Below are 25,516 nucleotides of genomic sequence, written 5' to 3'. Positions count from 1 at the left end.
AACTACAAATTAAAAAAGTCGATAATTAAAGTTAATCATCTATTGTATTTTCTTCTACTTCTTTAGTTGGTTCAGGTTTTATATTAGCGCGAGCATTATCGGTCTTTTTGGTTATTGTCATTTCTTTAAAAACTGCTTTACCAGCACCTCCTCCAGGTGTTGTAGCGCTTTTGATTTTTTCTTCTAAAAATGTGATGTAAGCTTTGTCTATGTCATCTTGAGTTTTTAAAGAAAGTTTTTTTTGTTTTTTTCTAAATTCCTGCTGAAGTTCTGCTAGTTTTAAATCAAGATACTCTTGTTCTAAACTAGTAATTTGTGCTGTAGCTTTAGGTCCACCTTGTTCTATAGTAATATCAATACCAGGAATTGGGTCACCATCAACTTGAGAAAACCCTAAGGTAGAAACCACCATTAATGCAAATAATACAACTGTTGTTTTCATAATACATGTTTTAAATTAATAGGTATAACTAAATAAATGCTGTACTATATTAGTTTTAAAAGAAGAGTTAAGTGGTATTGAAGGCTTTGTTTTTGTTAATAGTACACTTATCTAAAATAATACATTTATAAATATAAATTGTAGGCTACAGGAAAAGTTATAAACAATTGTATTTCAGTTGTTTACTGTTTATGTTTAATTGTAAAATGCTAAAATTAATACATGCCAACACACTATCTGGAAAATGCAATTTTAGAATGCCTATAGATATATCTAAGCACAAAAAACAAAGTAATTAAAGCAATAAGCAGCCAAATAACACCAACAAAAACACTTGGTAGACCTGTGATTTCGGCAATTTTATCTGCATCACTTCCTATTTTAGAATTATCAATTAAATCACCTTTAATATCTAAAATAACATAGGCGCAGCAAATGATACCAATAAATTTTAACCATAAATCATGAAATAAAGGACCAAAAAACCTGAAAGAAATTAACATCAAAACGCCTAGTCCAGCTGTCATTAAAGTACCAAACCACACACCAGATTGTAATACAAAGTAGGAGAGGATTAATAATAAAATACCTATTACTAAAGTGATGTATTTATCTTTTACAGATTTTACTGCAAGAATTAAAATTAACGATCCCCAAAATAGGCTTCCTAAATAACCAGCACTACTAGTCATGAAACTTCCCCAAAAACTAGGTCTCATAGTATACATACAGTAACCACCAATGCGTCTATCTATATGGATTTCTATTATTTCTCCTCCAAAGAGCATAGCCATTAGACCATGACTCATTTCATGAAGCATCACTACAAATAATTTGATTGGGTATACAAGTAAAGTATTCCAAAACACAACTGTTGCAATTAATAGGATAACTAAGTAGAGTATTTGTTGTTTTCCTGCAGTTAATTTCATGAATAAACTATGTTATTAGCTTGTTTAATTTTGCTTAATTCTATTACAAACTCCATCTGACCAATCTTTAATTCTAGGTCCAAAACACTCTAATATGGCATCAACACCAACAACACTTCCTTTTGCTAATCGTCCTAATAAAGCTATATTGTTATTTTGAGTTTTGTTTTTAGAAACTACTAAACCGTTAGGTAAAGTTTCTATGCCAAGATTACCATAAACAGGTTGTATGATTTCATTTTTTAATAAGTTAGAAATTATTGGTGTGTTTACTTTTTTAATATCTGGACTGTCTAAAACAGAATTGACCATAATATCGCAAATAATGGTTGATTTGTTTTTTTCTAATAGCCAACCGTCTTTTACTAATTTAATTTTAGGGTCATTTACAAAACTTAAATCTAACGTACCTTCTTTTGCTAGTGCTAATAATTGCTGTAAGCTTTCTATTGGTGGGCCAAAAGCATAGCGTTTCATACGCTCGTCTATTGCTATAACTTCATTAATAACCTCATCTTTTAAATTGCAATGCGACATGGTTTTATAAAGAATAGGCTCGCAATGTCTCCAAACCTGACCTAAGCAATAATCTAAACTTATTGGTTTAGTTGCTGAAGCCATATGGACATACGATTGAATAATGTCTTGAGCAGGTTGAGTCGTTGGGACAATTAAGTTATGCTTAAAAGCATCCTCAGATAGGTATTTGAGTATTATGGCTTGTAATTGATTTTCAGAATAACTATGTGGATAGGCCTTATTGTTCAGTTTAATAAATTGTTTTGAAGCTATATTGCTAATAGCATCTAATACAAACTGATTTCCGTTATCATAAGATTTATCTTTACTAACTCTGGATAACACAGTTTCTAAGTGTTGTAAGTCTGCTTTTGAAGGCATAAAAAGACTGTCTACTTCAGAGTTTAAAGGTTTGCAAGCCATAGGTAATCCGTCAAGAGAGAAAGGAATTAACTTAAGTTTAGAGGGTCCACTTGTATAACTCATTTGATGAGTCATTTCGTTAATAATTTTAAAAACGCCACCATTGGCATTAACTAATGCTCTTGTCACATCCATCATGGCTAGGCCAAATCCTCTAATACCAACATGATGTGGTTTATGCTTATAATCAATTGCAAGTACGTTTTTTATAGGGTAAGTCTCTTCAAACGCAAAGCAATTAGGGTTTATTGAGGTATGTAGTTTCCAGGCTTTTAGCTGGTCTGATAGTACAGTGTCCTGATGGCCAATAGTTAACACGACTTCGTGTGCTTTGTATGTAGATTGGTTTATGGTTAAAATTTCTAATCCATCAGTAATATGTCTAACCTCAATAACTTTTTGGTTAATAATTTTTAATAGATTTTCTTGCTCTAATACTTTGGCTATAGATTGGTAACGTTCTCTTAAGTAATCCCCAAAAAAAGACCGTTTAGGAAACACTTCATGTCGGTTGTTTAATATCTCTTGTTTAGGTTTTTTTGTCCACTGGTGGTAAGAGGGAAAAGCAGCAACAGTACTATTGTTAATTTTAATTTTGGGTCTTGCTTCAATAGTTAAAGCACGTTCTGATATATTTAACCAATTACTGTCTGGTTGATTGTTTCTGTAGATGGGACCAGAGCCTAAGTGTTTTGTTTTTTCAAAAATTATAACATTTATTTTACAATTTGTTGAGGTGTTTTGTAGAGATATAAACAGGTTTTCTAAAGCCGATAAGCCTCTTGGTCCACAACCAATAACAGCAATGGTAAATGTGTTGTTTTTCATGTGATTTATGACTCTGTAATTAAAATTTATCCATGAATACTCTCGTTTTTACCATAACTTTTAATGAGTTCTCCTTCAAACTCAACAAGTTCTTTCCAACGTTGGTCAACATCTACATCTTGTCCGTATTGACGTGCAAAGGTGATAAATGTGGTGTAATGTCCAGCTTCGCTGACCATTAAATCATAATAAAATTTCGACAATTCTTTGTCTTTAATGCGCTCTGACAACAATTTAAAACGTTCACAGCTTCGGGCTTCAATCATTGCAGAAAACAGTAGTCTGTCCACCATAGATTGTACACGATTACCACCTTTATTCATAAACTTATAAAGTTGGTTGACGTAGTGGTCTTTACGCTCGCGACCCAGTGTGTAACCACGTGCTTTTATAATATTGTGTACCATTTGGAAGTGCTCTAGTTCTTCCTTAGCTAATTCTAGTAGTTCTGTTACTAAATCCTCTTTTTCAGAATTTAATGTAATTATAGTAATGGCATTTGTAGCTGCTTTTTGCTCGCACCACGCATGATCGGTTAGGATTTCTTCAAGATTAGACTCTACAATTGTAACCCAACGTGGATCGGTTTCTAGTTTAAGGTGAAGCATAATTTAGTGGCTAGTAATTAATAGTAAGTAATAAGTACTTTATAAAGGTAAAAATAAACAATGATTTAAGTGATACTTTTATGTGATTACTCTAACTAATGTAATTCCAGATATTTTTGTACTTACTCATTTGTCTGTAAGTATCTAAAATTATAGCGTTTTCTGGATGACCTAAGCTTGGGTCTTTGTCTAAAATTTGTTTTGCCCAATAGCGAGCATGTTGTAGAATGTGGTTGTCTTTAATGATGTCTGCAATGCGTAAATTTAATATTCCACTTTGCTGTGTTCCCATAATATCACCAGGACCACGAAGTTTTAAATCGACTTCTGCAATTTCAAAACCATCATTGGTTCTAACCATGGTTTCAATACGTGTTTTGCTATTTTCTGATAATTTATGACTAGTCATAAGGATACAATAACTTTGTTCTGCACCACGACCCACACGACCTCTAAGTTGGTGGAGTTGTGCTAATCCAAACCGCTCTGCGCTTTCTATAACCATGACTGAGGCGTTTGGTACATTTACACCAACTTCAATAACAGTGGTTGCAACCATAATATTAGTTTCTCCTTTAACAAATCGTTGCATTTCAAACTCTTTGTCTGCTGGTTTCATTTTACCATGAACAATAGAAATTTGATAGTTTGGCATCGGGAATTCTCTAGATAAACTTTCGTAGCCATCCATTAAATCTTTATAGTCCATTTGAGCACTTTCTTGTATCAAAGGATAGACAATATAAACTTGCCTTCCCTTAGCAATTTCGTCACGTATAAATCGAAACACTTTTAGTCGATTAGAGTCATATCTGTGGACCGTTTTTATAGCCTTTCTACCAGGTGGTAATTCGTCAATAATTGAGATGTCTAAATCACCATAAACAGACATAGCTAATGTTCTAGGAATTGGAGTTGCAGTCATCACCAAAACGTGAGGAGGAAAGGTGTTTTTCTTCCATAATTTTGCACGTTGTTTGACTCCAAATCGGTGTTGCTCGTCAATAATTGCGAGTCCCAAATTTTTAAATTTAACCTTATCTTCAAGTAACGCATGCGTACCAATTAAGAGGTTTAATTCGCCATTTTCGAGCTGTTCGTGGATTTCTTTGCGTTCTGAAGCTTTACTTGAGCCTGTTAATAGTTTAATACTGATATTCAGATTATTACATAGTTCAATTAATCTATTATAGTGTTGTACTGACAAAATTTCAGTCGGAGCCATTAAACACGCTTGAAAACCGTTGTCAAGCGCTATTAATATTGACATTAGCGCTACAATGGTTTTTCCAGAACCCACATCACCTTGCAATAATCGATTCATTTGAGCATTGCTTCCTAAATCGTGACGAATTTCTTTAATCACTCGTTTTTGAGCGTTGGTTAATTCAAACGGTAAATGGTGTTTAAAAAACTGATTGAAGTGTTCGCCAACTTTTTCAAAAGGAAATCCTTTTATCTTTGTTTTATGAATTAAATTTTTCAGAATTAATTGCAATTGTATGTAAAATAATTCTTCAAATTTTAGCCTAAATTGTGCTTTAGAAAGTGCCTCTTGATCTTTTGGAAAATGGATGTTAAAAAGGGCTTCAGATTTTGAAATTAATTTGTTTTCTGAGAGTAGTTTTTCAGACAAGGTTTCGGCAAATTTTCCTTTGGTTTCTAGAAACAAATTTTGCATGATTTTGGTCATCACCCGATTGCTAATTCCTTTGTTAGATAATTTCTCTGTGGAAGGATAAATGGCTTGCATCGCACTGCGCAAATTAGCTTGATGCTCGGTAAGTAATTCAATCTCTGGGTGAGGCATATTAAACTTACCATTAAACCAATTGGTTTTACCGAAGATGACGTAAGGCGTATTTAATTTTAAGCTTTCTCTAATCCATTTTTGACCTCTAAACCACACCAATTCCATAGTTCCGGTTTCGTCTTTAAACGTGGCAACTAGACGTTTTCCACGTTTTTGAGCAACTTCTTCAAATTTGGTAATTTTACCGATTACTTGTATTTCGGCAGCATTGCGCTGTAACTGATTGATTTTATAATACTGTGTTCGGTCTAAATAACGGTTAGGAAACAGGTTAATTAAATCTTGATAGGTATGAATACCCAACTCCTTGCGAAGCAAATCGGCACGATTTGGTCCAACACCCTTAAGATAATCTATAGGAGTTTGAAGATTAATACTCATAAACAACGAAGATAATTTATAAACTTGAAAGATGAAACTTGAAATTTTGCGTATTTTGGTCTAATCCTTGTTTATAACTACTTATGAGATACTTTTTTTTACTCTTTATTACTTTTCTAGGCTTTACTGTTAACGCACAACAGGCTGATGTTGTGGATTTTGTAAAGGCAGATGTAAGTTTAACGGTAGATATTGAAAAACAAGGTGTTTTAGGTCATGTTGAATTTGAATTCAATATTTTGAAAAACATAGATTCGATATTTATTGATGCAAAAGACTTTAAAATGATACATGTACCTGGTTGCAATTTTAACTATGATGGTTCAAAAATAACTATTAAGAAAAGCTTTTTTAAGGGTAAATCATATAAAGCTCTTGTTAGTTTTATTTCAAATCCTAAAAAGGCTCTCTACTTTTTAGATAAAGAAAATTCACATCAAATTTGGACTCAAGGTCAAGGTAAATACACCAGCAATTGGTTGCCTAGTATTGATGATATGAATGATAAAATTGAGTTTGATTTATCTGTTACTTATGATAGTGATTATACTGTTGTTGCAAATGGTAAATTAACAGATAAACAAATCAACAAATCTACAACTACTTGGCACTACAACATGCAAAAACCCATGTCTAGCTATTTAGTTGCACTTGCAATTGGAAAATATGACAAGACAGTAATTACCTCTAAAAGCGGAATCCCAATAGAGTTGTATTACTATCCAGAAGACTCAGCTAAAGTAGAGCCAACCTATCGTTACACCAAACAGATGTTTGATTATTTAGAAGAAGAGATTGGTGTAAACTATCCTTGGCAAAACTACAAACAAGTTCCAGTGCAAGATTTTTTGTATTCTGGTATGGAAAATACCAGTTGCACAATTTTTAGTGACGATTTTATAATAGACAATACTAGTTTTATAGATAAAAACTACGTTAATGTTAATGCACACGAGTTAGCACATCAATGGTTTGGAGATTTGGTTACAGAAACTTCCGGGACACATCATTGGTTACACGAAGGTTTTGCAACCTATTATGCGTTGTTAGCAGAGCGTGATATCTTTGGTGAAGATTACTATTATAACAAACTTTATGACTATTATCAAGAATTAGTAGCACAAGACGATGCAGGTCAAAGCACAGCACTTTTAAATCCTAAATCAAGCAGTACCACGTTTTATAAAAAAGGCGCTTGGGTACTGCATATGTTGCGAGAAAAAGTTGGCGACTCTGCTTTTAAAACAGCAGTTATAAACTATTTAGAGAAACATGCGTATAAAAATGTAGAAACTAACGATTTTATACGTGAAGTCGAAACAACTTCAGGTCAGGATTTGACTAATTTTGTTGATAAATGGTTAGCGTCTGATATGTTATTAGTAAACGAGATGATTGCAGCATTGGAAGACAACGAAACGACATTGTTTTTACTAACCATGAAAAATAATCCGTATTTAAGATTTAGAAAAGATAGTACAGATAATTACATACCATCAAGTTTGGTGACTCGATTTCCGAAAGGCTATTATCCAATACAAGTAGCTGTTTTAGAAGAAGCGTTTACAAAACCAGACTATCCTACGTTTAACGATTTAATTAAGGAAGCTTTTCAGTCAGATAATATTAAGCTTAAACAAGCTTTAGCTGCAAATATGGCAAAGATTCCTTCAGAATTTAAATCAGATTATGAAGCTTTATTAGACGATAATTCTTATGTCACTAAAGAGATAGCTTTATTTAATCTTTGGGCAAACGTTCCGCAACAGCGTAATCAGTATTTAGATAAAACAAAATTAATTTATGGATTTAACGATTATAATGTAAGGTTGTTATGGTTGGCTTTGGCAATAGCAACTCCAGATTATCAAGCTGATAAAACCCAAGAGTTTTATGATGAAATGGTTAGTTATACAGCATCTCACCAACCATTTCAGAGACGTCAAAATGCATTTTCTTATTTAAATGAATTAGGTTTATTTAACAAAATGGCATTAGAAAATTTGGTTCAGGCGTCGCAACACCATAATTGGCGTTTTAAAAGTTTTGCAAAAGAATTATTACAAACACTCTCTGAAAATGAAAATTATAAATCGATAATTAGTAATTTGCAGGAGAATAATAAAGAATAACAGATTCCTTTCTTCATAGGAGTTTAAAAAAGTATATGAAAGCATTAGTTATATCTGGAGGAGGAAGTAAAGGTGCATTTGCAGGAGGTGTTGCACAGTATTTAATAGAGCAAGAAGGTAAGGAGTATGATATGTTTTTAGGCACATCTACTGGTAGCTTGCTTATACCACATTTAGCTGTAGGAAATATTGAAAAATTATATCACATTTTTACGCATGTCAATCAAAATTCAATTTTTAGTATTAATCCGTTTGTGGTTAAAAAGAAAGGTGATAGAGAATATGTTTCTATAAATTATTTTAACACAGCGCTACAGTTTATAAAACGTAAACGCACGTTTGGAGAAAGTAAAAATTTAAAGCAAAATATTAGAAAAAACTTTACTAAGGAAGAGTATGATAAAATACTGGAAACTAAAGAGGATGTGGTAGTTACGGTTACAAATCTTTCTAAAAATAGAGTAGAGTACAAGTCTATAAAAGATTATAGCTACGAGGAATTTTGCGAATGGATTTGGATTTCTTGCAACTACATTCCGTTTATGTCTTTAGCAACAAAAGATGGCTTTGAATATGCAGATGGTGGATTAGGTTGTGTAATTCCTATTAGAGAAGCTATTTTAAGAGGTGCAACAGAGGTTGATGCAATTGTTTTAGAAAGCGAAAATTTAGAATACAATAAAGTACTTGGCAAAAACCCATTTTCATTAATGATTAATTTGTTTGGTCACTTATTAGATCAAGTTGAAAAAGGAGATATTGCAATTGGTAAACTTGCAGCCAAACATAGAAATGTAAAACTTAACTTGTATTACACACCAACAAAGCTTACCGAAAATTCTCTAATCTTTAATAAGAAACTGATGGAAGATTGGTGGCTTGACGGATATCTATATGCAAAAAGCAAGCATGGAAATGCAGATGAATTTAACTCTACGGTTCCAATACGATAAAAAGAATTGGTTGAATATTATAATTAAAGGGTAACAAAATTAATGTCTTGTTTATATAAAGATGTAAACAAACAATAATAACCTTTTAATTATCATATTATGAAAACTTTAAATCTTTTAAAAACAGTATTTTTTATAATAATCATCTCTTTTTTATCAAGTTGTAATAATGACGATGATGGCGTATTAACCACTTGTACCACTCAAGGATTATTCTATGATTTAGGAGTAAACCCTCAGGTTTTTATACCAGAAGCAAACTTAACGACAGATTTTTTTGTAACCTCTAGTAATGGTCCAGAGGTAGAAATTTATGGCTCAGGAATAGTGTTTGTAACTACAACAGTAAATTTAAACCAAACAGGAAACGGAACATTAATAATAGGAAATGGTCCAAATGAAACAGTAAATGTCTCTTGTGTAGCTACTGGAAGTATGGTAGGAGATACCATGAGATTTGTATTTAACGGTGTTTATAACGGAGATCCAATTACAGGAGAGTTTTGTGTAACCATAGATGTTGTACATTAAATATATAGTAAATAGCATAAAAAAAGCCTCATCAAAAAGATGAGGCTTTTTTTATATATCAGTGAGTACTACCAAATTTCTCCAACTTCTTTTTTAATAAAATGTAATCCAGCGTTACTAGGTGCTGGTTTGTCTAACATTTCGTTTAATATAGCTTCTCTTAATTTATTAGCAGAGTCTATTTTTTCGCTTACACCAACTTTACGTATTAATTGTATGGTTGCACTTTTAGACGCGTTAACCACACTCCAACAATTGTCGCTTAAATAAATTTGTTGTGCTAAATTATGCTCAAATTCTTGTTCGATATTTTTTATTAGTAAATCTTCATAAGCTTGTTTGTCCGAAGACAAAGGTGCAACACGTAACAACAATTTGTTAGGTGATATACGTTCTAAAAACAACGCTAACCTCTCATAAGCTTGAAGTCTAACTGGTAAAGACTCTTTACTTAAGGATTTCATGATATTAAACTTACGACGCTCCTCTTCATTTTGCATATGCTCTCTAAAAAATAGATAAGCAACAGATCCTGTTACTAGAGAAGGTATTGTGTACATTAAAAGGTTTAAAAGCTGTTGTTCCATATTAGTTTTAGTTTATATAACAAACTTAGTGTGTTTTAAATTATTGTACAAGTTTAATGTTTTCCGCCTAAATACTGGCAATCTTTTAAACTTTGCATTCCGTTAAAAGGTACTGGAGTTTTCTCGTAACCGTACGTTCCGCTTAGCTCTTTAGATAAGTTGTGGTCATCCACATTGACTTCTACATCACTCATTTTAAATTGGCATGGATGTTCGTATCCTGTAGCATGTGTAATTTCTAAAAATTCTTTTTTAAAGGTTTTAAAGTATTGTGCTAATCGCTCAGATTTTAAAGGCACATCTATACCACGCTGTAACCATTTACTTTGTGTTGCTACTCCACTTGGGCAACGATTAGTATGACAAACTTGTGCTTGGATGCAACCAATACTCATCATAGCTTCTCTGGCAACGTTTATAATATCAACACCCATTGAAAACGCCATAGCAGCTTTACCGGGAAACCCTAGTTTACCACTACCTATAAAAACCACTTGTTTTTCTAGTCCTTTTTTCTGAAATAATTTATAAAGGTCACCAAATCCATATACCCAAGGTAAAGATACATGATCTGCAAAGCTTGGTGGTGCTGCTCCTGTACCACCTTCGCCACCATCAACAGATATAAAATCAGGACCTTTACCAGTGTTTTTCATAATATCTGTTAATTCTTCCCATTGATCTAATTTCCCAATTGCTGCTTTAATACCAACAGGTAATCCTGTTTCTTCTGCAATAGCTTCAATAAAATCAACCATTTCTGGTATTGTCTTAAAGGCTTTATGTGTAGGAGGTGATAATACATCTACACCTACTTTTACTCCACGTATTTCAGCAATTTCTTTACTAATTTTAGAACCTGGTAATACACCACCTTTTCCAGGTTTAGCGCCTTGAGATAGTTTTAATTCTATTGCACGAATAAAGGGGTTGTCTGCTACTAGTTTTTTCATTTTCTCCATAGAAAAGTTTCCGTCTTCAGATCTTACTCCAAAATACCCAGTTCCAAAATGAAAGACCACATCACTACCATTACTATGATATGGCGACAAACCACCTTCTCCGGTATTATGATAGGCTCCAGCGATTTTACAACCTTTGTTTAACGAGTCTATTGCACGTGCAGATAATGAACCATAACTCATAGCAGATACATTAATTATGGACGCAGGACGATACGGTCTGCGACGCTTGTTATGGGCTCCTATAACTTTTGCACAAGGTAAAAAGTATTTATCTTTTGCATTAACATGATTGTCCTCAACCCGATACGGAATCATAGCATTATTGATAAATATATGTTGATGAGTGTAAATGTCTCGATCGGTACCAAAACCCTCGTAATTGTTTTCGTTTTTTGAAGACGCATAAACCCAACCTCTCTCAATACGATTAAAAGGAAGTTCTTCTCTGTTGTTTGCTACTAAATATTGGCGTAATTCTGGTCCTATACTTTCCAATATGTATCTAAAATGACCCACTATTGGAAAATTTCTACTAATAGTGTGTTTGCGTTGAATAATATCTCTAATTGCTATAATAACTAAAGCAACAATAATCCACATCCACCAAGTGATTGAAGATAAAAAGTTTAGAAAGGAGTCCATAATATTAGTAAATGTGTTTTTTTCAAAAATAAAAATTAAAAATAAGCACAGCTTGATTTAATTTAAAAACAACAATTAATTTCTTTGATAATATAATGTAAACCTTAATTGTTTATAATTATTAATAAAACCAAAGCTTTAAAAGTATTACAATAGTTATTTTTACTGCTCTTAAAATTGAAATGACATTGGAGAAATATTTAAGTCAATTAAACGACGCACAACTAGAGCCCACAATACAAAAAGATGGACCAATGATTATTATTGCTGGTGCAGGTTCTGGTAAAACAAGAGTGCTTACTTATCGTATAGCTTATTTAATGAGTCAAGGTGTTGATGCATTTAGCATTTTAGCCTTAACCTTTACTAATAAAGCTGCACGCGAAATGAAAGAACGTATTGCACAAATTGTTGGTGCTAGTGAAGCTAAAAACTTATGGATGGGAACCTTTCACTCGGTTTTTGCTAAAATCCTACGTTTTGAAGGTCACCACTTAGGGTTTCCTAGTAATTTTACTATTTACGATACTCAAGATTCTCAAAAATTATTAGGCGCTATAATTAAAGAAATGGGGCTAGATAAAGACTTATATAAAACCAAACAAGTCTATAGTAGGATATCGTCTTATAAAAACAGCTTAATTACAGTTAAAGCCTATTTTAACAATCCAGAGTTAATGGAAGCAGATGCTATGGCTAGACGACCTAGAATGGGTGAAATCTATCAAGCATACGTAGACCGTTGTTTTAAAGCTGGAGCAATGGATTTTGATGATTTATTATTGCGTACTAACGAGCTATTAACGCGTTTTCCATCGGTTTTAGCTAAATATCAAGATAAATTTAGATACATTTTGGTGGACGAGTACCAAGATACTAACCACAGTCAATACTTAATTGTTCGTGCATTGGCAGACCGTTTTCAAAATATTTGTGTGGTAGGTGATGATGCACAAAGTATTTATGCATTTAGAGGTGCTAACATTAATAACATTTTAAATTTTCAAAAAGATTATGATAATGTAAAGCTCTACCGTTTAGAGCAAAATTATCGTTCTACAAAAAATATTGTTGGTGCAGCAAACTCGGTTATCGAACATAATAAAACCAAGCTAGAAAAAGTGGTTTGGACAGCAAATGAAGAAGGTCCAAAAGTAAAAGTACATCGTAGTTTAACAGATGGTGACGAAGGACGTTATGTAGCAAGTACCATTTGGGAAACCAAAATGAACGAGCATCTACCAAATAGCGATTTTGCTATATTGTATCGTACCAACGCACAGTCACGTGCAATGGAAGACGCCCTAAGAAAACGTGATATTCCATACCGAATTTATGGAGGATTATCCTTTTATCAACGTAAAGAAATTAAAGACGTTACTGCTTATTTACGTCTGGTTTTAAACACAGCAGACGAAGAAGCTTTAAAACGTGTTATAAACTATCCAGCTAGAGGTATAGGTCAAACCACTATAGACCGATTAGTGGTTGCAGCCAATAACTTAAACAAAACTATTTTTCAGGTGTTGAAAGATATTGATACTGTTGATATTAATATTAATAACGGAACCAAAAATAAACTCCGCGATTTTGTGACCCTTATTGAAAGCTATCAGGTAATGAATCAAACCGCTAATGCATTTGATTTAGCTGAGCATATTGTAAAATCAAGTGGGTTAATGAAAGAGTTTAATAAAGATGGTACACCAGAGGGTGTCACCAGATTAGAAAACGTTGAAGAACTCTTAAATGGTATCAAGGATTTTGTTGAAGGACAACTAGAAATAGCCGATTCTAAAGGTGATTTAGCAGAATTTTTAGAAGATATTGCTTTAGCAACAGATTTAGATGGTGATAAAGGAGACCCAAATCATGTTGCATTAATGACCATTCACTTAGCCAAAGGATTAGAGTTTAATCATGTATTTGTGGTTGGTTTAGAAGAAGATTTATTTCCAAGTGCCATGAGTATGAATACGCGTGCAGAACTTGAAGAAGAACGTCGTTTATTTTACGTTGCCTTAACCAGAGCCGAAAAACAAGCCTATCTTACTTATGCATTATCTCGTTACCGTTGGGGAAAATTAGTAGATTCTGAGCCTAGTCGTTTTATTGAAGAAATAGACGAGCAATTTATAGAAAACATTACGCCAAAAGAAGAACGACGTATCAACCCAATGCTATCTGCTGATATTTTTGGAGATGTAGAGCCAAATAAAATAAGATTTAAAAAACCAGTGCAACCTAAATTTAAAAAGAAAGAAAAAACAAAACCTGCTAATTTTGAAATTAGTGCACCAAAAAAATTAAAAAAAGCATCAGAGATACAAGCGCCAATGGATGCGAGTTTGTTTGGAGCAGATTTGGTAGTGGGTAACCGAGTAAAACATTTAAAATTTGGTAGAGGTGAAGTCCTAAAAATAGAAGGTAAAGGCACAGATATTAAAGCCGAAATTAATTTTGAATTTGGTGGTAAAAAGAAATTGTTACTGCGTTTTGCTAAGCTTGAAATTATTGGTTAGAATTTAATACCTTTAACTATTATGGCAGAATTTATTAAAATTTACGAAGAAAATCCTAACCCAAAAGCCATTAAAAAGGTTGTTGAGGTTTTAAAAAAAGGAGGACTTATTATTTACCCAACAGATACAGTTTATGGATTGGGTTGTGATATTACTAATACCAAAGCATTAGAACGTGTTGCACGTATTAAGGGTGTAAAGCTAGATAAAGCTAATTTTTCTTTTATCTGTCATGATTTAAGTAATCTTTCAGATTACGTTAAGCAAATAGATAGTACCACATTTAAAATCTTAAAACGTGCCTTACCTGGTGCTTACACTTTTATTTTACCAGGTTCTAAAACATTACCCGCTGCTTTTAAAAAGAAAAAAGAAGTAGGTATACGTGTGCCTAATAATAACATTGCTTTAGAGATTGTAAAAGCATTAGGTAACCCAATAGTATCTACATCTATAAGAGATGAAGATACCATCTTAGAGTATACTACAGATCCCGAATTAATACTTGAAAAATGGGATAAATTAGTGGATTTAGTCATAGATGGTGGTTATGGAGATAACCAAGCATCAACTATTATAGATTTATCGGGTGATGAGCCTTTAATAGTAAGAGAAGGTAAGGGGAGCTTGGAGATTTTCTAGTTGCGTAAATGGTGAAAAGTAACTCGACATTTTTTATAATAGAAAACAATGAAACCAACCAACAACCACATTAATTACATCGAGTTTAAAGCTACAGATTTAGAAACTGCTAAAACCTTTTACAATAAAGTTTTTGGTTGGCAATTTACAGACTATGGTGATAGGTATGTTGCTTTTGAGGCTAGTGGTGTTGCTGGAGGTTTTGAAAAAACAGACCAGCCTATTACTAATGGAGCCTTAGTTGTTATCTATCATGAAGATTTAAATCAAGCAAAACAACAGGTTGAAATTGCTGGCGGAACAATTTGTGTAGATATTTTTTCATTTCCTGGTGGTAGTCGTTTTCAATTTTTAGATCCTTCAGGTAACGAGCTATCAGTTTGGAGTTATGATTCTTAATTTTTTTATATCTTTGGGATGTGTTGCTCTGTAATGGTAAGACACGACCCAAGAGGCTGGCTTTTTTGCTGGTCTTTTGGCTTTTATAAAAACTATATTCTTTTTTTTAGACTTTTTATTCAGTTTAATAGTGTGAATTAACGTATAAAAAAAGCCCAATCTTTCGATTAGGCTTTTAAATATGTTTGTTAAACTATCTTATTCTTCTTCAGATAAATTCTTCATTTCCGTTTCAATCATTTCATAAAACTGATCGATTTTTGGAAGAATATAAATCTTAGTTCTTCTGTTAATGGCTCTGTTAGTAGGAGAATCATTAGCAACTAAAGGAACGTAATCTGCACGTCCAGCTGCAATTAATTGCTCAGGTTTAACACCTAAGTTTTGTAATGCTCTTACAATAGCTGTACTACGCTTTACACTTAAATCCCAGTTGTCTAATAACAATCCGTTTTTGTAAGGTACGTTGTCTGTGTGTCCTTCAACTAAAGCTTCAAAATTAGGTTTACCGTTAATTACTGTAGCAACTTTAGCTAAAATTTCGTTAGCTCTAGAGGTAATGTTGTAGCTTCCGCTTTGGAATAGTAATTTATCTGATAATGAGATGAATACAACACTTTTCTCTACATTAATTTCGATGTCTGGATCGTTTAATCCAACTTCTTTCTTTAAACTAGTTACTAAAGCTAACGTTACACTGTCTTTTTTAGTTAACGCATCTTGTAATCTAGAAATTTTTAATTCTTTTTCTCTAATACTTTCTAATGACTTCTCAAGGTTTTTAGCACCTTGTGTTGTTAAAACAGTCATGTCCTTTGTACTTTCAATTAAAGCTTGGTTATTAGCTTTCATATCAGCTATACGTTCTTGTAACTCTTTGATACGTGCTGTTGCAGCTGCTTCATCTGCTAAACAAGAATTTAATTTTACTGTTGCTGTATTTAATAAATCTTGTGTTTCCTGTTGTTTTGCTTCTAGCGCAGCAAACTCTTTTTTAGATACACATGAGCTTAATAATAAAAGTGCACTTGCACTTAATAAAAAGATTTTTTTCATAATAGTTAGAATGATAAATTTAATTTATTCATATCAAAAGTATAAATAATTAAAATGTTAAAATACGCTTTAACAAAACTTTTGCTAAAAGATTTATAATTGACTGAATTTACGTTTTTTTTCAATAAAATAAGACCAAACTACTGATGTTTTGTTATAATATCCAGTTTTTTGGATACTGTGTTTACGTGCTTTTAAAAGCGAAGGTAAATGCCTGTAATACGATAGATGTGCTTTAAGAATTGCAACCAGGTGTGTAAACTTTAATTGAAGTAAAAATTGTAATCCAGCGACACCATCCAATACTAGTCTTGCAAAAACTAAAACCAACAAATTGCCCTTTGCATTTTTGGTTAACGTGAATAAGCTATTCCTAAAATTTAAAAACGTTTTTCTTGGGTGACTCGCATCAAGTGTAGCGCCTCCAACATGATACACCGTAGAGTTACTAATGTATTTGGTTTTAAAATTGGTATTAAATGCACGCCAACATAAATCTATTTCTTCCATATGTGCAAAAAAACTTTCATCAAATCCGTTTAGTGCATGAAATGTTTCTTTTCTTATAAAGAAACAAGCACCCGAAGCCCAAAAAATGGAAGCGTCTTGATATTGGTTGGTATCTGCTTCAATGGTATTAAAAATACGACCTCTACAATATGGATAACCAAATTTATCAATAAAACCACCTGCAGCACCTGCATATTCAAAAGAAGTTTTGTTGTTGTAGTCTAATATTTTAGGCTGAATGATTGCAGTATCAGGTTCTGTTTTAAAAGTCTCTAATATTGGAAGTAACCAATTAGGAGTCACTTCTATATCACTATTTAATAAGCAGTAAATATCTTCTTCTACGTGTTTTAAAGCATCATTATACCCTTTAGCGTATCCACCATTATCCGAATTCTGTATAATTTTAATCTCTGGATAATTAGCTTTTACAAAAGCAACAGAATTGTCTGTTGAGGCATTATCAGCCACATAAATGGTTGCCTCTTTAGAATAAGAAGTCACAGAGGGTAAAAATTGCTCAAGCAATGCTTTTCCGTTCCAGTTTAATATGACGACTGCTATGTTCAAATGGGTTTATTTGTTGATTGGATTTTTGTTTTATTAGTTTATTTGAGTGAGTACTGCTTACTTATTACTGAACACTGATTACTTATAATCAGGAATATCTTTTAAAAACTGATAGCGTTCAGCTTCAAAATCCATACTACAATAATAATGATTAATTCCGTTAGTCACCATTAAATAGGTAGCGTTTAATGCTAAGTTATATCGTGCAATTTGGTCAAAGGTATTTTGTTTAATGTCTATGTTAGGTGCTTTACATTCTACAATTAAATGGATACTTCCGTCAGAATTGAAAATAACAATATCATAGCGTTTTTTTAAATCGTTAATTGTTAGTTCTTTTTCAACATTAATTAAGGATAAGGGGTAATTTTTAACTTCAATTAAATATTGGACACAATGTTGTCTTACCCATTCTTCAGGTTGTAAAATCACAAATTTTTTACGAACAACATCAAAAATAGATACTTTATTTTCGCTATTTTTGAATCGAAACGAATATGTAGGAAAATTTAATTTTTGCACTACACAAATTTATAAATATAACGTCACTTCGAGTGATTTTTGATAATAAATTGTATCGAGAAGTTTTAAGGGTTCTCGATTCAATTCCGAAGGTGTTCGGAATCACTCAAACTGACAAAACCATTTTTTAAACGTGGACGAAGTCAAACAGTTAGTAACTGACATAAAAAACAAACAACTAAAACCTATTTACCTGTTAATGGGTGAAGAGGCGTATTATATTGATAAGATTTCAGATTTTATTGAAGATACTGTGTTGACCGAAGAAGAGCGTGGTTTTAACCAAATGGTATTGTATGGTCGTGATGTATCAATAGAAGATATTGTAAGTAACGCCAAGCGTTTCCCGATGATGGCAGAACGACAAGTGGTGATTGTTAAAGAAGCACAGGATCTAGCCAGAACCATAGACCAGTTGGCAGATTATGCTAAAAATCCGCAACCATCGACAGTTTTGGTGTTATGTTACAAATACAAGTCTATAGACAAGCGTAAAGCAGTTTACAAAACTATTAAAAAAACAGGTTATGTTTATGAAAGTAAAAAATTGTATGATAACCAAGTACCAGATTGGATAAGACGTGTCTTGTCGCCCAAAGGTTATTCTATTACTCCTAAAGCAGCACAAATGTTAGTCGAGTTTTTAGGGACAGACCTAAGCAAGATTAGCAACGAGCTAGAAAAGCTACAAATAGTTTTACCTAAAGACACGCAAATTACTCCAGACCACATCGAAGAAAATATAGGAATTAGTAAGGACTACAACAACTTTGAGTTACGTAAAGCTATAGGGACTAAAAACACTGCTCAAGCTTTTAAAATTGTACATTATTTTGCAGATAATCCAAAAGACAACCCAATGGTTGTTACGGTGTCGTTATTGTTTAATTTTTTCTCACAGTTATTGCACTTACATGGTATGTCAGATAAAAATCCTAGAAACGTTGCGTCTGCTTTACGTGTCAACCCTTATTTTGTTAACGAATATTTGGATGCAGCACGCAACTATCCCATGCGAAAAGTTAGTCAGGTCATTGCAACCTTACGCGAGTTTGATGTAAAAAGTAAAGGCGTTAATAGTAACGCTGTACCACAAGGTGATTTATTGAAAGAGTTACTGGTTAAGATTATGAATTAAATTGGTGTTGATATGAAAAATAGAATGCTAGTTGCCTTACTTATTGAATACAGAAGAGCAATGTTACCTTTAAAAAGTATTCTATCTAATTTATCTGAAAGCCAATTTTTAGAAGTCAGAGATTTTAACTCATCAGATCCAGATTGTAAATCAATTGCAACAGTTATAAACCATTGTGTGCATTCTGGATATTTATATGCTAGTTATCTGGATACAATTACTAAAGATAGTACTTGGATAGAATATGAAATGACTATTAATAATCCAATTGAAGCCATAAAAGAGCTTGATAAAATGGTTGATTATACTGAAGCTATTCTAAAAAAGATAAGTCATTTAACAGATAAGGAATTAAATATGCATCAATTAAAAGCAAGATGGGGAGTTACTTTTGATGTTGAACAATTATTAGAGCATGCAATTGTACACATTTTAAGACATCGTTTACAAATAGAGAATTTTCTTAAAGCTTAAATACTAATGATGAAAAACTCCTTTTTAATTTTAGTTTTAATATTGGTTTTAGTATCATGTAAACCCACACAAACCCTTCCAGATCCTTTAGAAGCAGGATGGAACGGAAAAAAAGTGTGTGAAGTTCTATCCGAAACCAAACAGCAACGCATTTTAAAATGCACCTTTCCACCTAATGTAGGTCACCAAAAACACTACCACAAACCTCATTTTGGGTACACCTTAGCTGGAAGTACTTTTAGGATTACTGATTATAAAGGTACTAGAGATGTACCAGTCGCTACAGGTGTCAATTGGTCTAATACCGAGTTGAGTGAGCATGAAGTCTTAAATGTTGGAGATAGTACTGCAGTCTTTTTAATAATCGAACCCAAATAGTTAATTTTTTTAACGTTAATTCTCACTTTTAACATTACAACTACATTCTTTAACACATCCTATTAAATCCAAGTTAAACCTGGTTTAAAATTCGTGAAACGCTAGTATTTACAGTATCTTAGTGATGAATCGGATTATTAACAATTAAAACCAAAATAAAAACTATGAAAGATTTAAACGGAAAAAAAGTTGCCATTTTAGCAACCAATGGATTTGAAGAAAGTGAATTAAAAGAACCAATGAATGCGTTAAAAAACGCAGGTGCAGAAGTGCATATTGTTTCTGAAAATTCTGGAACCATTAAAGGATGGAAAGACGGAAATTGGAGCAACGAGTATTCTGTAGATAAAACTTTAAACGATGTATCGGAAACGGATTATAACGCACTAGTATTACCAGGTGGAGTCATTAATCCAGATACCTTAAGACGTAATGACGATGCAGTACGATTTGTAAAGTCGTTTTTTACTAGTAAAAAACCAGTTGCAGCTATTTGCCACGCACCATGGTTATTAGCAGAAGCAGATGTCTTGCAAGGTCGTAAAGTAACCTCTTACAACTCAATTAAAAAAGACTTAGTAAATGCAGGCGCACAATGGGAAGATAGCGAAGTTGTGGTAGACGAAGGTTTAGTAACTAGTCGTAATCCAAACGATTTACCAGCTTTTAATGCCAAGTTAATAGAAGAGGTTTACGAAGGTAAACACGAGATGCAAACTGCATAATTAATTTATAGATTGAATCTTAAAAAAGTCAACCATTTGGTTGGCTTTTTTTTGTTTATAAATACTGACAAGTCATTGTCGCAGACTATTGATATTGTTAAAATAAAAATCTAACTTAGCTTAACATTCGATATAGCGAATTGAAAACTCGCCATATCTATACGTTAAGATAACCTAATCCATCTCCTCCAACGCTAAAGTATAATCATACTGTAAATCTTCATGCAATGCCAAAATCTTTTTAGTAATGGCTTCAATGTTTCTGTCGTATAAATTGGTTAGTGTCGTGTTTCTAGAAATAGAAGGTTTCATAGCTTTTAACTTCTTACAAAAGTAGAGAAGCAGTTCGACTTCAGTTTCTTTGTTAAGCGAGTATCTAATGTACTTTTTAGTGTTTCGTAATATCTTACGCACACTTTTTTTAATGTAAAAAAAGCTGTCTGTGTTAATCTGTTCAAACTGTTCGTCAATTTCTGCTTTAACGGTTTCGATATAACCAGCTTCGCTGTCTGCTTCAAACAATAAATAGGTGAGTAGCTCTTTGTTTTCTTTTTTAAATCTAGCCAAACGTAAGCACAATTGTGCCAACTCCTCGTTAGACCTGTGTTTTAACTCTTTACGTATGGTGACTACAGATACTGCTTTCATTGAAAAACTCTTTTTTCATTTCCGCGTAGGCGGAAATCTTTTTGTTTGACTTTCCTGCGAAAGCAGGAATCTATTTTACTTATTAGTGGATTCCTGCTTACTCAGTAATTAGTAATGCTTTTTTATAGTACGTTTTACTATAAACAACCTAATAATACCAATAATTAAAATAATAGGTGCAATTATAATTAATACAATACCAAAGGTTTTTAGGTCTTCAAAAAGTTCTATTTTTAAAATGGTTATTCCTGTGCCTAGTATGACTAAAAAGGTTCTAAAATAAGCTAAAAAGGTGCGCTCGTTTGCTAGTTTAGTACGCTCTATAGCTAGCCAATCTCTGGTGGTTAAATCGATTTGTTCTTCTTTCATTATAATCTTAACGTAAAATGTCCTTTATACTCTGTGCCATCTGTTAATTGTAAGGTGTACCAATAGTCATCTTGAGATAATAATTGGTTGTTATGTGTACCATCCCAACCAACAGAGGTGGAAGGATTAAAACTATTTAATAGTTTTCCGTATCTGTCAAAGATAAACACTTTTAAATTTGGATATCTATTTGGGTCTAAGCCTAAGACATTCCAATAGTCATTAACTGTATCGTTATTTGGTGTAAAATATTTAGGAAATCCTAATACTTTTATGGTCCTTGATATTTCCTGACATTGGTAAATATCTCTAATATATACTGTGTGGTCACCAGGAGTTACATTGTAAAACACATTGGAGGTTTGATAACTTCCAAAGGTGTTATCTAAAGCAAATTCAAAATAATTTGAATCACCAGTTACATGTATTGTTGCGGTATAATCTTCAACAGTTATTGATGAAATATCTGGCGTAGGAACCTGATTTACAACAATATTAATGGTTTTATTACAATTTAAAATAGGATCTGTTATGGTTACGCTATAAGTGCCTTCTGTATTAATAAGTATGCTATTTGAGTGTTGATTAGTGCTCCAAGTATAATTATAATTAGAAGCTATCGATGTGTCTAGTCCAGCGTCTATAGTTACTGGAAAATCCGATTGACAAACTTCTATATGTTGATGGTCTATTATAGGGAAGCTACCAACAATAAGCTCTAACAGTCCAAAACCATAACAAACATTATTGTTAGATATGCCAACATAAAGCGTTGTGTTAGTAGAAGTATATTGGTCTGGTAAACTGTTTAAATTATTAGCTGCGTCTTGTTGTGATAGATAAAAATTGACAGTGATGGTTCCGTTTATAGATAAGCTATTAATAATAGTGTTTCTAATACTATTTAAATCAAATAGCGCTTCGCCAGTGTTTTCGCTATCACAAGTTTCTAATTGATAGGTGCCTACATCTACAGATTGAGAGGTGTTTAGTCTAACATAAGCAATGTTATAGCAATTGGTGTTGGGCTTAGTGACTTTAGCTACTACTAGTTCTTGATTGGTTTGATTGGTATAAATTGGATCAATAGAGGAGCTGTTATTATAGTCGTTTTCTGCATCTGTTAAAGTGTGATAATAGTATACTTGAAAATTATCAGAATTATTTATAACTAATGCATCATCTGCATCGTGTAAATTAAAAGTGGTTATACCATCTGTTGCATTAGCGTCAAAAGAGTCGCACGCATATAAATCGTAAGTGTTTTGAATAACTTGAGGTGGCTCAGAGATAAGTACTTGTTTTATTAAAGGATCATAATCTATTCCGTTAATAGACATTGTTAAACTCACAATATATGTACCTGGTTGCGAATAGGTATGGTAAGGCTCTGCGATGGTAGAAGTGCTACCATCACCAAAATCCCACAATACACTATCATAAGGATCTTCTGAGGTAATATAAAAATGGGTGCTATCGTTTAAACAAATATCCTCGTAATTAAATGAAAACTTAAAAATAGACTGTACAAAAGGAGGTAAGCCTATTTGTGCAGTTCGGTTTTGTAAAAAAAAGGAATTATGAGAGTAACCACAATTGGTTCCTAAATTATTTGGATTATTAATAACAGACAGGTGTGTGCCTTCACCAAATAACACATAACCTGCACGATAGATTTTTCCGTCTATAGCTAATTGTAAAGCACCAGCCACATTTTGCGAAGTGTTTATTACTGTTTGTGATGCTGCTACGTTAGGACTTTCTGTGTTGTATTGCAACAAGCTACTATTAACAAATAAATCGTCTATGCTAAACTGTGAAGCTGTCACGTATAGTAATTTTGAATTTGGCGAAAACTCCACACCATAAGGATAAGAGTTGTCTAGTAGTAAACGTTGGTTAGTGACACTTCCGGTAGAGTTATTAAAATTGTAAAGTAATACTTTTCCAGATTTACGTAATCCAGTTGTTGGACTACCTAAAGATGTAGAGCTATGTGCAATTGCTATTTGTTTACCGTCTGGCGAAACCTTTAAATATCCAATAGCAGTAATATTAGAACCGGCTTCGTTAATTCTAGGAAAAACGGTTTGAGGGACAGTAGATACAACAGGTGTTTCGTTTACACCAACTGCAGTAACCAGAAACGCAAAAAACTTATTCATAAATTGAGTTATCACCCAAACATCACTACCATTTCCATGGGTAACTGCTGTTAGTTTTTCAGAGTTTTTATATTCATTTTCAATAGCATCAGTTGCATCATACGTAATTAAGTGTACATTTTTGTTGGTTGCAACAATGTCTCCCAATCCATTGTTTAGTTGCATATTGACTTCAGAATAATTAAGTCCGTCAATTGGGTCTGTTTCAGATAAAAAGTAACTGGGTTTATCTGTAGTAAAAATATAATACGATGAGGTTGTACCTGGTTTAGGAATAATTATAGCAGATTCTGTACTAGAACTATCACCCATTAACCCTGTTCCGTTAGGCATAATGTTGTGGGTCTTGTCATAGACTGTTTTCCCGTCTGTATAGAATAATAAATTTCCATTTGGGTCAGAAATTGTCGCACAACCTTCTTTGGTCATTAAAGCACCATTGGTTAGTGCTACTGGACTACCAGTATTAAAACTAACACCTGCAAAATCTCCAAAATACCAATTAGCAGATTCTCTTTGGGCGTGTAAAGTCACGCTTAACAAAAACACTAGGATAAATACTAGCTTGGATATGTAAAATTGAGGTTTCAAAAAATTAAATAGCAATATTTAAATAAAGGTATAAAAAGCACCTATATTATTCAATGCTAATTTGTAATAATTTTTTTTGAAGGTATGCTATTAAATCAAATTAAGAAGTTTTGATATTTTAACTAAGTCTTAGTATTACTTTAAGTGTCATTTAACAAGACATTGGATTTTGAATTTGTAATTTGTTAAAACAACCAAAACACTCAATTTATGCCTTTTATTACAAACAAAAACAAAAAAATATCTGTGGATATTTTTTATGAAGATTATGGACAGGGACAACCTGTAATTTTAATTCACGGATGGCCCTTAAGTAGAAAATCTTGGGAGCACCAAGTTTGGAAAATAGTAGAATCTGGTTACAGATGCATTTCTTATGACAGACGCGGATTTGGAATTAGCTCTGCACCTTGGGATGGATACGATTATTCCTCGTTAGCTAGTGATTTACACGAACTCATTTTACACTTAAAATTAGAAGATGTTATCATCGTCGGATTCTCGATGGGTGGAGGAGAAGTGGTGCGTTATTGTACCGATTACGGAACAGATAACGTTGCTAAAGTTGCTTTAATAAGTAGTATTATTCCTTTAGTGAAACAAAAAGATGACAATCCTTCAGGTGTTCCAGAAAGCGCCTTAAACGATATTAAAGATGCGTTAGAAAATGATCGTGTTGGTTTTTTAAAAGAATTTTCTAAAGGGTTTTATAATTTTGAAGACAATAAAGACAAGGTCAGTCAAGCACAATTAGATTACGATTTTATTGTGGCCTCTCATGCTTCACCAAGAGGGACTATTGAAGCTGCTAAAGCATGGATGCACACAGATTTTAGAGACGAATTACAATATGTGAATGTGCCTACTTTAATTGTTCATGGAGATGCAGATGGAACAGTCCCAATCGAAACCTCTGCTAATCAAGCAGCAAAAGGCATAAAAAATAATACCTTTAAAGTAATTAAAGGTGCACCACATGGTTTAAACATCACACACAAAGAAGAGTTGAACAAAATATTGATTGATTTTTTAAACGAATAATGACATTTTA

24 protein-coding genes are annotated in these 25,516 nt (G+C 32.8%); 11 read left to right on the top strand and 13 right to left on the bottom strand.

Annotated features, from left to right (window positions below):
• Positions 1 to 31: 31 nt before the first annotated feature.
• The 5 genes from LY08_RS12830 to recG all read right to left on the bottom strand — a co-directional run bounded on the left by LY08_RS12830 (position 32) and on the right by recG (position 5,946).
• Positions 32 to 442, bottom strand: coding sequence for a hypothetical protein (locus LY08_RS12830; protein ID WP_111660852.1), 411 nt, complete (start codon positions 440 to 442; stop codon positions 32 to 34).
• 233 nt (positions 443 to 675) lie between these two features.
• Entirely contained in the window at positions 676 to 1,374 is a 699-nt protein-coding gene (locus LY08_RS12825) for a M50 family metallopeptidase (protein ID WP_111660851.1), read from the bottom strand.
• A 24-nt stretch (positions 1,375 to 1,398) separates the two neighbouring features.
• Entirely contained in the window at positions 1,399 to 3,144 is a 1,746-nt protein-coding gene (locus tag LY08_RS12820) for an FAD/NAD(P)-binding protein (protein ID WP_111660850.1), read from the bottom strand.
• 26 nt (positions 3,145 to 3,170) lie between these two features.
• Complete coding sequence (miaE, locus tag LY08_RS12815; RefSeq protein ID WP_111660849.1) at positions 3,171 to 3,752, bottom strand: tRNA-(ms[2]io[6]A)-hydroxylase; 582 nt, start codon at positions 3,750 to 3,752, stop codon at positions 3,171 to 3,173.
• A 91-nt stretch (positions 3,753 to 3,843) separates the two neighbouring features.
• Positions 3,844 to 5,946, bottom strand: coding sequence for an ATP-dependent DNA helicase RecG (gene recG / locus LY08_RS12810; RefSeq protein ID WP_111660848.1), 2,103 nt, complete (start codon positions 5,944 to 5,946; stop codon positions 3,844 to 3,846).
• A gap of 83 nt (positions 5,947 to 6,029) precedes the next feature.
• Here recG and LY08_RS12805 point away from each other — a divergent pair, with 83 nt between their 5' ends.
• The 3 genes from LY08_RS12805 (at position 6,030) to LY08_RS12795 (ending at position 9,562) form a co-directional block, all read left to right on the top strand.
• A complete protein-coding gene (locus tag LY08_RS12805) occupies positions 6,030 to 8,078 on the top strand; it encodes a M1 family metallopeptidase (protein WP_111660847.1) in 2,049 nt (682 codons plus the stop codon).
• A gap of 35 nt (positions 8,079 to 8,113) precedes the next feature.
• Entirely contained in the window at positions 8,114 to 9,031 is a 918-nt protein-coding gene (locus LY08_RS12800; protein WP_111660846.1) for a patatin-like phospholipase family protein, read from the top strand.
• 99 nt (positions 9,032 to 9,130) lie between these two features.
• Positions 9,131 to 9,562, top strand: coding sequence for a hypothetical protein (locus LY08_RS12795; protein ID WP_111660845.1), 432 nt, complete (start codon positions 9,131 to 9,133; stop codon positions 9,560 to 9,562).
• Positions 9,563 to 9,630: 68 nt separating this feature from the next.
• Here LY08_RS12795 and LY08_RS12790 read toward each other — a convergent pair whose 3' ends face one another.
• Both LY08_RS12790 and LY08_RS12785 read right to left on the bottom strand, forming a co-directional pair.
• Positions 9,631 to 10,149 carry a DUF7935 family protein gene (locus LY08_RS12790; protein WP_111660844.1) on the bottom strand — a complete coding sequence of 173 codons (519 nt, stop codon included), beginning with the start codon at positions 10,147 to 10,149 and terminating at the stop codon, positions 9,631 to 9,633.
• A 53-nt stretch (positions 10,150 to 10,202) separates the two neighbouring features.
• Positions 10,203 to 11,756 carry an FMN-binding glutamate synthase family protein gene (locus tag LY08_RS12785; protein WP_111660843.1) on the bottom strand — a complete coding sequence of 518 codons (1,554 nt, stop codon included), beginning with the start codon at positions 11,754 to 11,756 and terminating at the stop codon, positions 10,203 to 10,205.
• Positions 11,757 to 11,944: 188 nt separating this feature from the next.
• Here LY08_RS12785 and LY08_RS12780 point away from each other — a divergent pair, with 188 nt between their 5' ends.
• The 3 genes from LY08_RS12780 to LY08_RS12770 are packed head-to-tail and all read left to right on the top strand — an operon-like array spanning position 11,945 to position 15,319.
• Positions 11,945 to 14,278, top strand: a complete 2,334-nt coding sequence (locus LY08_RS12780; protein ID WP_111660882.1) for an ATP-dependent helicase — start codon at positions 11,945 to 11,947, stop codon at positions 14,276 to 14,278.
• Between the two features lie 21 nt (positions 14,279 to 14,299).
• Positions 14,300 to 14,920 carry an L-threonylcarbamoyladenylate synthase gene (locus LY08_RS12775; RefSeq protein WP_111660842.1) on the top strand — a complete coding sequence of 207 codons (621 nt, stop codon included), beginning with the start codon at positions 14,300 to 14,302 and terminating at the stop codon, positions 14,918 to 14,920.
• A gap of 48 nt (positions 14,921 to 14,968) precedes the next feature.
• Positions 14,969 to 15,319, top strand: coding sequence for a VOC family protein (locus LY08_RS12770; RefSeq protein WP_111660841.1), 351 nt, complete (start codon positions 14,969 to 14,971; stop codon positions 15,317 to 15,319).
• A 198-nt stretch (positions 15,320 to 15,517) separates the two neighbouring features.
• On the opposite strand, the gene LY08_RS12760 is transcribed toward LY08_RS12770, so the two are convergent.
• The 3 genes from LY08_RS12760 to LY08_RS12750 all read right to left on the bottom strand — a co-directional run bounded on the left by LY08_RS12760 (position 15,518) and on the right by LY08_RS12750 (position 17,977).
• Positions 15,518 to 16,375, bottom strand: a complete 858-nt coding sequence (locus tag LY08_RS12760) for an OmpA/MotB family protein (protein ID WP_111660839.1) — start codon at positions 16,373 to 16,375, stop codon at positions 15,518 to 15,520.
• Positions 16,376 to 16,468: 93 nt separating this feature from the next.
• A complete protein-coding gene (locus tag LY08_RS12755; protein WP_111660838.1) occupies positions 16,469 to 17,455 on the bottom strand; it encodes a glycosyltransferase family 2 protein in 987 nt (328 codons plus the stop codon).
• Between the two features lie 78 nt (positions 17,456 to 17,533).
• Positions 17,534 to 17,977 (bottom strand): type I restriction enzyme HsdR N-terminal domain-containing protein, encoded by a 444-nt coding sequence (locus LY08_RS12750; protein ID WP_111660837.1) that lies wholly within the window; start codon positions 17,975 to 17,977, stop codon positions 17,534 to 17,536.
• 133 nt (positions 17,978 to 18,110) lie between these two features.
• Between LY08_RS12750 and holA the strand changes: the two genes are divergently transcribed.
• The 4 genes from holA to LY08_RS12730 all read left to right on the top strand — a co-directional run bounded on the left by holA (position 18,111) and on the right by LY08_RS12730 (position 20,692).
• Positions 18,111 to 19,115 (top strand): DNA polymerase III subunit delta, encoded by a 1,005-nt coding sequence (holA, locus tag LY08_RS12745; protein WP_111660836.1) that lies wholly within the window; start codon positions 18,111 to 18,113, stop codon positions 19,113 to 19,115.
• Positions 19,116 to 19,127: 12 nt separating this feature from the next.
• Positions 19,128 to 19,589: a DinB family protein gene (locus LY08_RS12740; protein WP_111660835.1), complete on the top strand. Its 462-nt coding sequence runs from the start codon at positions 19,128 to 19,130 to the stop codon at positions 19,587 to 19,589.
• Positions 19,590 to 19,595: 6 nt separating this feature from the next.
• Positions 19,596 to 19,967, top strand: a complete 372-nt coding sequence (locus LY08_RS12735) for a cupin domain-containing protein (protein ID WP_111660834.1) — start codon at positions 19,596 to 19,598, stop codon at positions 19,965 to 19,967.
• 164 nt (positions 19,968 to 20,131) lie between these two features.
• Positions 20,132 to 20,692, top strand: a complete 561-nt coding sequence (locus LY08_RS12730; protein WP_111660833.1) for a type 1 glutamine amidotransferase domain-containing protein — start codon at positions 20,132 to 20,134, stop codon at positions 20,690 to 20,692.
• Positions 20,693 to 20,866: 174 nt separating this feature from the next.
• Here LY08_RS12730 and LY08_RS12725 read toward each other — a convergent pair whose 3' ends face one another.
• The 3 genes from LY08_RS12725 to LY08_RS12715 all read right to left on the bottom strand — a co-directional run bounded on the left by LY08_RS12725 (position 20,867) and on the right by LY08_RS12715 (position 24,408).
• Positions 20,867 to 21,340, bottom strand: a complete 474-nt coding sequence (locus LY08_RS12725; RefSeq protein ID WP_111660832.1) for a hypothetical protein — start codon at positions 21,338 to 21,340, stop codon at positions 20,867 to 20,869.
• 108 nt (positions 21,341 to 21,448) lie between these two features.
• Positions 21,449 to 21,709, bottom strand: coding sequence for a DUF202 domain-containing protein (locus tag LY08_RS12720; protein ID WP_111660831.1), 261 nt, complete (start codon positions 21,707 to 21,709; stop codon positions 21,449 to 21,451).
• Positions 21,709 to 24,408: a T9SS type B sorting domain-containing protein gene (locus LY08_RS12715; RefSeq protein WP_146603228.1), complete on the bottom strand. Its 2,700-nt coding sequence runs from the start codon at positions 24,406 to 24,408 to the stop codon at positions 21,709 to 21,711. Before LY08_RS12715 ends, LY08_RS12720 begins: the two co-directional genes overlap by 1 nt.
• Before the next feature lie 267 nt (positions 24,409 to 24,675).
• On the opposite strand from LY08_RS12715, the gene LY08_RS12710 reads away from it, so the two are divergent.
• Positions 24,676 to 25,506 (top strand): alpha/beta fold hydrolase, encoded by an 831-nt coding sequence (locus LY08_RS12710; protein ID WP_111660829.1) that lies wholly within the window; start codon positions 24,676 to 24,678, stop codon positions 25,504 to 25,506.
• The last annotated feature ends 10 nt before the right edge of the window (positions 25,507 to 25,516 follow it).

The organism is Olleya aquimaris (assembly GCF_003259525.1).
GTDB classification, from domain to species: domain Bacteria; phylum Bacteroidota; class Bacteroidia; order Flavobacteriales; family Flavobacteriaceae; genus Olleya; species Olleya aquimaris.
Note: the sequence above shows the minus strand (reverse complement) of the source record. Positions and strands in the feature narration are given on the sequence as shown.